The organism is Siminovitchia thermophila (assembly GCF_016909185.1).
GTDB lineage: Bacteria > Bacillota > Bacilli > Bacillales > Bacillaceae_C > Siminovitchia > Siminovitchia thermophila.
The window spans coordinates 1-6,219 of sequence record NZ_JAFBFH010000062.1; the positions used below are offsets into that span (position 1 = coordinate 1).

Below are 6,219 nucleotides of genomic sequence, written 5' to 3' on the forward strand. Positions count from 1 at the left end.
TGAAAATGACCATCTCCTCATCAGATTACACTCCATTTCCAGTAAATTTTTGGGAATTCAGGAATTTACTCGTTTGGAATGCCGAGAGTATATCTACATAAAAGAATAGCGTTCCAACAACAATAATAATTGATAGTACGTTGAGTAAGATTCCGATAATCGGTGTACTATCCGTTCCCTTCTTCATGTACAACACAACGCTGCATAACAACATCGCAAGCAATCCCAAAGAAATATTCACTAAAAAATATGCAGGTTTTCCGATTAATACATTTAGATTCATGTAAAACAAATTGATGATAAGTAATCCGTAAGCGATCCAATGGATAAGACTACTTGTTTTTATTTTTCTTCCGTTTGCCAATTCCATAGTTTCTCACCTCCTATATATACATTTGAGATATTTTCATCTTGCTCTTTTATAAATGAGAGGATTTCTTGACTTGGGCCTGTGACAGATAATCCAACGATTGAAATTCCGTTTTTCTTTATATAATTCAATTTTTCCTTTGCCGAATGTATCTTATTGTTTGAAATGGATCTTGCCAATTTTTCGTGTTTGCTCAAAAAGGCTAAAGAACTTTTAAATTCTTCTTCTGCCGAAGTTGCTCCTTTTTCACGCAAAAGGTGAAAGTTTTCTGGATAACCGATAAAACGTTCATCTTCATGTTCATTGTCATCGGTTTTAACAGCCCGCCATAGAATGTCCATATCATATTTATTTGCTAAAGTATCAACCTGATTAGACTCTTGGGGTTCATTAAAGACGATAAAGAGTTCCACGACAATCTCTTCATTTAACTTGCTTAACCTAGTTATTGTTGCTTTTTGATCTAATGGAGGATTAGCACTCATCATGGTAGGTACATTCCTCCGTTCCCTTGTTGCATGGTTTAACACAAGTGTAATGTTATCTGACGCGATGAATGTTCTTTCTTTTCCAATCCTTTTATAAAGATCAATTGAGTATTTTGCTTTTAGAAAACTTCTTGTTTTTTGAGGGTTTTCAAGTTCTACATTCGGATTTGTTATTGGGATGACTGTTTCTGTTATTTCTTGAAGCACATTCATCTTGCTGGACTCACCCCCTGCATTATAATAAACACTTGTAAATAGGTTTAGAGTCGGAAGAATGAGTAAAACACTAATTAAGGTGGATAACCCAATCCGAAGATAAGCAAATAATTGGCTGCGTTTCAAAATCCTTTTTTCAAGGTTAGGATCATATTCATTTTTAGTGACTTCTATCTTCATCTCTGTTTCGAGAAAGTTTTGATATTCGTCGAGTTTTTCTAATTCGTTTTCAAACTGTTCTTCCTCTTCTGGTGTCAAGCTTCCTTGTTGATATTGTTCGAGTTTTCTTTTGAATTCATCACTCTTCAAGCGGCTCACCCTTTCTTTCTAAAGAACGTTTCAGGCTTTTCTTAGCACGGAATAATATACTTTTGAAATTTGATTCAGTAACATTCATTTCTGTAGCTGCTTCTTTGTAATTTAACTCTTTCAGGTAAAAACAGATAATTGCATCCCTATAATTTTCTTTCAGATTCATAATTTCTTCATAAAGTTGTTGAAGCTTTTCTTTCTGAAATAAAGCATCTTCTGGGGATATATTTGTATCGGGTATTGTCGAATAATCATAATCTATATCTGCGATATTTTTGTTTTTCCTTATATGGTCGTAATAGATGTTGCGCGATACTGTAAAAAGCCATGCTTTGTTCGGTTGGTTACGAAAACTGTCTAAATTTAAATAAGCACGGGTAAATGTTTCTTGAACAATATCTTCGGTTAATGCGCTGTTTTTCGTTAAGGATAGAACGAAATGGTAAACATCTTTAAAATATTGGGCATATAAATCTTCAATATTCATTCAAGAAACATCCTTTCACTTAACTAACGTATTAACAGATGATTTGTTGCACTTAATAAACAAATATTAAAAAAAACCAAATATTGTTCGCTGTAAGAACGTTAAATATCAGAGGATTGTTTGTATTTATTAATTTGCATCTGTAATTTATGCTTACGAACTGACTTCCTACCAAAGTCAAATACTAGCACAATACATATGGACCAACAATGAATCGTAAGGCAATTTAAAAAAGTAAAATTAATATTCACCTATTTTTAATGTTGTAATTTTTAAGGAGAAATGTTACACTTTACGTATAATATTTATTTTAAAGCTACACATTATGTAGAGGTCGTCAAACCTTTTTTCTAAAGGAGATTCGGCGCAAATTCATTGCCTTTGAATTCTTCTATGAAGAAAAGTTAGGGAGGCTGCAATTAGTCAGAATTGCTTTTTAGCATGTATTTAAGATTGATATTTTCACAACTTAGTTGTGAAAATATATATAAAGTCGATGGTTACGCTATTGCGTGCTGTCGGCTTTTTTGTGTTTAAAAACATTATTAAAGGAGAGGTTTTGATGAAGAAAGGCATTGCTAATTATGGAGTAGGAGAGAATTTTCAAGGGTTTCTATTGGTGAAAAAAGTTCAAAAGGGGATTGCTCGGAATAACAACGAATTCCTAACACTCACTCTTGGCGACAAATCCGGTGACATTGAATCCAAAGTTTGGGATAACGTAGAACAGGCATTAGCCTATTATCCAGTTGAGAGCATAGTTGAGGTGCAAGGGGTTATTACAGAGTTTCAAGGTAAAAAGCAACTTAACTCTAACTTCATGAGAGCTGTGACGGAAGATGAACATGTAACGGTTGCAGACCTTTTACAGTCAGCCCCGGTTTCAGGCAATGATTTATTGGAGAAAGTCTATGAAGTTATTAATACTGACATTCAAAACGACAAAATTAAAGCCATTACCAAAGATGTCGTTCAAAAATTCGAAGGTGATTTTAAGGTTTATCCTGCTGCTTCTAAAAATCATCATGCCTATGTATCGGGACTTGCTTATCATACGGTAGGTATGTTGCGGATTGCGGAAAGTTTTTGCAGTATATACCCGGAGCTAAACAAAGACCTTTTGTTTGCAGGTGTGATTCTTCATGATGTTGGAAAGATCAGAGAGTATGAACGGATTGTTAATACCGAATATTCTTTTGAAGGCAAGCTGCTTGGTCATATTTCAATGATAAGTGAAGAAATCGGAATGTCAGCACAATCACTCGGTATTATAGGTGAAGAAGTTACTTTGCTGCAACACCTTGTATTGAGTCATCATGGCAAATTAGAGTGGGGAAGTCCTGTACAACCTATCATCATGGAAGCAGAAATACTTCATTTGATCGACATGGTGGATGCAAAAATGGATACCTTACGAACAGCCTTACGTGATGTACAGCCGGGATCATTTACGGAACGTTTGTATTCTATGGGGAATCGTTCGTTTTATAAACCTTCGATTTAAAATTTGTTTTGGATTTGACACAAAGAATAAAATGACGAGGTGGAAAATATGGAAATTGAAAAAGCAAAAAGTGATATCATTTACTTTGCCGAAAATGGTTTAGCACTTAAACTATTAGATTCACAAAAAGGGTTATTGCGACAATATCAAAAAGGCGAAGTTATATTGTGCGGCAAGGGCTTAAAAGGGGAAGTTGTGAAAACCGTTATAAAAAAACACAAAATCTTATGTCGTGGTCCGGTAAAATCTAATCGAAATACGAAATAGGTGAAAGTGGATGTGGTTGTTTCCGTTTTGGAAAACACCATAATTCAATATCCGAAAATAATGTGCAAAGTGTTTGGTTGTTTTTTTAAAAAAGAATGTTCAGTGTTTAATCACTGCGTTCTTTTTGCTTTACGTGAACCATTTTTTTGTTCAAATCGTCCTTTTAGTAAAGCGGAAGTCCCCGCTGATTCCCTAGTTAAGCGGGATCTGCCTTTTTGAAAACTATTTGAATTGCTTGACTGATTTTCGAAGAGTAGAAAAGTGAAGGAGTGAAATGGAATGGATTTAATTGTTTATGTGGTTAGAGAAGGTTATGAAATTAAAACGTGGCTATATAATGTACCAACAAATGCATCGGATGAAGAAATTAAAAAATTAGCAAGAGCTGAATATAAACGTGTAGGCGTAGAGCTAAGTGAAAATGAAACTTTCAGTTGGGAACGGTTTTAATTGAACCAAATTTAATAACCAATAAAATATTAAATGATAGGTTGCGGTGAAAATGAAGTTTGATTTAAAAACGCCTTGCAAGGATTGTCCTTTTATTAAAGGGAGTTCTACTAACACAACATTGGCAGAGGGGAGATTGGAAGAGATTGTAGAGGGTATCAGAGCGGATATGTCTTTCACATGTCATAAGACTTTGCACATGCCTTCCTCTGATCAACAACATTGTGCAGGTGCAATGATCTTTCTTGAAAAGGAAGATCGGCCAAATCAGATGATGCGGATTGCTGAAAGAATTGGTATGTATGATCGACGGAAGCTAAATATGGATGTCGATATAGTAGATGAATATTAAGAAACGAAAGGCGTTTTGCTTATATGCAGAACGCTTTTTTAAATAGCGGGAATTCCTGGTAATGGTAAGGAACTATTATTTTGAATTAGCGTCCTTATACAAAGAATGGATTATTGGGAGGGATACAGTTGACCAGTCGAAACGAGTCAATTATCCAGAAAATCAAGGGTTTATTGGCCATTGCAAACGATCATAAAAACGATGAAGAATGTCAAACAGCTTTCGTTATGGCTCAAAAACTTATGATAAAGTATGAAATCTCTTCGTCCGAAATACTGGATCAAAAAAGCAATGAAACTGTCTCAAAAGGCCAAGTGACAGCCCATAAAACTCTATTCTGGTGGGAACGTCAATTGGCAAATGTTATAGCGGATAATTTTCGAGTTACATGGTACTACAATAGCAAAACGGTTGAAGGTGAGAGCAAGAAAAAGAGGGCTATCATTTTTTTGGGATATGAAAATGATATTGCGTTAGCGAAAGAAATGTATATATTGGCGTATGAGGTTTTAAGTTTTTATGTATCTCAATTCGTAGATGAATATTACAAAGTAAATCTTTTGCAAAGGGAGCGGAGCTTAACAACGGAATTAAAAAACTCTTATATTAGAGGTTTTTTAAATGGTTTAAATGAAAAGTTTGAAAAACAAGTTAAAGAGATGGAACAAGAATATGGGTTAATGGTATTGCTGCCTACAGAAGTAAAACAAGCATACCATGAAATGTTTGAAGGGAAAAAGGGATTGTCTTTTAAACTCCCGCCTATTGAAGAAGTAGAAGCATATCAAAAAGGATTTCATGATGGAAATAAGGTAGATTATACGAAAACTACATTGGATGAAGGATCAATAGTTTAACAAAATCAAATATACAATGTGATAACAAGAGAGGGGTTTGTTTTTTATGGTTAAGGTAAAACCGATCGGTAGAGAAAAATTGAAAAGAACAATTCAAGAAACAATTGATTCAAAGCGTTCCTTTAGTACAGAGGAACAATTATGGCAAAAGTTTAATTGGATTATTGAACGCGCTGAACATTACGCCCAAAAGACAGGTTTGGACACAGACGAGATTTTAAATGCCTGGGAGGAACAACGTAATTATTCTTGGGAGAACTTTTATCAAGAAGCTAATCAACCAGAAATTAAAGCCGATAACGTTAAGGTTTTTAATACATTGGAAGCCGGATAGAAATGATTTAGGCGTGGAACACGCCATCGTGGAGAGAACAAGGTTGCTTGGCTCGATGAAGCGAGAAGCCCCCACTTCAACCTTTGGTAAGTGGTGGGTAGTTCACTGTTTTAATACGCAGGGAACCCAAACCGAATAGATACGTCCTATTTTTAAAAAGCAGGGAGGAAATGCCGTGAAAACTAAATACACAGACGTTGAATTGAAGGAAGATGTCGTTAGAATTGCTTTAAGCTTCTTTTTATTAGTGTCTTTAAATTATTTTTTGTCTCTTATAGCTTCTAGGTTGTTCTTTGGAATTTCAGAGATTAAATTTTTCTGTTATCTAATTATAGGAATCTCAGTCATTTCTATTGTGGCATTCTTTATCTATTTAACAATGTTATCAGAACAAGAACATTCACGAAATGGATTATACTTTTGTACTTGTTGTAACCATTATGTAAGGGAATACCAATTCGACTTTTTTAAAAAAGGGGTATGTCCTCATGCCCATCAAGCTAACAAAGTAAATTACTAGATACGAAATGATCCTTGTTTTAAAACTAGCGAGTGATGGAAAAGTAGGCATGCCAAAGAAGC

At 34.7% G+C, this 6,219-nt stretch carries 9 protein-coding genes; 6 read left to right on the forward strand and 3 right to left on the reverse strand.

Annotated features, from left to right (window positions below; genetic code table 11):
- Window positions 1-25: 25 nt before the first annotated feature.
- The 3 genes from JOC94_RS22180 to JOC94_RS22190 are packed head-to-tail and all read right to left on the reverse strand — an operon-like array spanning window position 26 to window position 1,873.
- Window positions 26-370 carry a hypothetical protein gene (locus tag JOC94_RS22180; RefSeq protein WP_205180381.1) on the reverse strand — a complete coding sequence of 115 codons (345 nt, stop codon included), beginning with the start codon at window positions 368-370 and terminating at the stop codon, window positions 26-28.
- A complete protein-coding gene (locus JOC94_RS22185; protein ID WP_205180385.1) occupies window positions 343-1,383 on the reverse strand; it encodes an anti sigma factor C-terminal domain-containing protein in 1,041 nt (346 codons plus the stop codon). The genes JOC94_RS22180 and JOC94_RS22185 overlap by 28 nt, the downstream gene beginning before the upstream one ends.
- On the reverse strand, window positions 1,373-1,873 hold the full coding sequence (locus JOC94_RS22190; RefSeq protein ID WP_120117191.1) for an RNA polymerase sigma factor: 501 nt from the start codon (window positions 1,871-1,873) through the stop codon (window positions 1,373-1,375). Before JOC94_RS22190 ends, JOC94_RS22185 begins: the two co-directional genes overlap by 11 nt.
- Before the next feature lie 562 nt (window positions 1,874-2,435).
- Between JOC94_RS22190 and JOC94_RS22195 the strand changes: the two genes are divergently transcribed.
- The 6 genes from JOC94_RS22195 to JOC94_RS22220 all read left to right on the forward strand — a co-directional run bounded on the left by JOC94_RS22195 (window position 2,436) and on the right by JOC94_RS22220 (window position 5,637).
- Window positions 2,436-3,377: an HD domain-containing protein gene (locus JOC94_RS22195; RefSeq protein WP_205180386.1), complete on the forward strand. Its 942-nt coding sequence runs from the start codon at window positions 2,436-2,438 to the stop codon at window positions 3,375-3,377.
- 48 nt (window positions 3,378-3,425) lie between these two features.
- The gene (locus tag JOC94_RS22200; RefSeq protein WP_205180387.1) at window positions 3,426-3,644 is read left to right on the forward strand and encodes a hypothetical protein; all 219 of its coding nucleotides are present in this window, start codon (window positions 3,426-3,428) and stop codon (window positions 3,642-3,644) included.
- A gap of 279 nt (window positions 3,645-3,923) precedes the next feature.
- Window positions 3,924-4,094 (forward strand): hypothetical protein, encoded by a 171-nt coding sequence (locus JOC94_RS22205; protein ID WP_205180389.1) that lies wholly within the window; start codon window positions 3,924-3,926, stop codon window positions 4,092-4,094.
- 52 nt (window positions 4,095-4,146) lie between these two features.
- Window positions 4,147-4,446 carry a hypothetical protein gene (locus tag JOC94_RS22210; protein WP_205180390.1) on the forward strand — a complete coding sequence of 100 codons (300 nt, stop codon included), beginning with the start codon at window positions 4,147-4,149 and terminating at the stop codon, window positions 4,444-4,446.
- Window positions 4,447-4,574: 128 nt separating this feature from the next.
- Window positions 4,575-5,303: a DUF2786 domain-containing protein gene (locus JOC94_RS22215; protein ID WP_268921022.1), complete on the forward strand. Its 729-nt coding sequence runs from the start codon at window positions 4,575-4,577 to the stop codon at window positions 5,301-5,303.
- 46 nt (window positions 5,304-5,349) lie between these two features.
- Entirely contained in the window at window positions 5,350-5,637 is a 288-nt protein-coding gene (locus JOC94_RS22220; RefSeq protein ID WP_205180392.1) for a hypothetical protein, read from the forward strand.
- Window positions 5,638-6,219 lie beyond the last annotated feature (582 nt).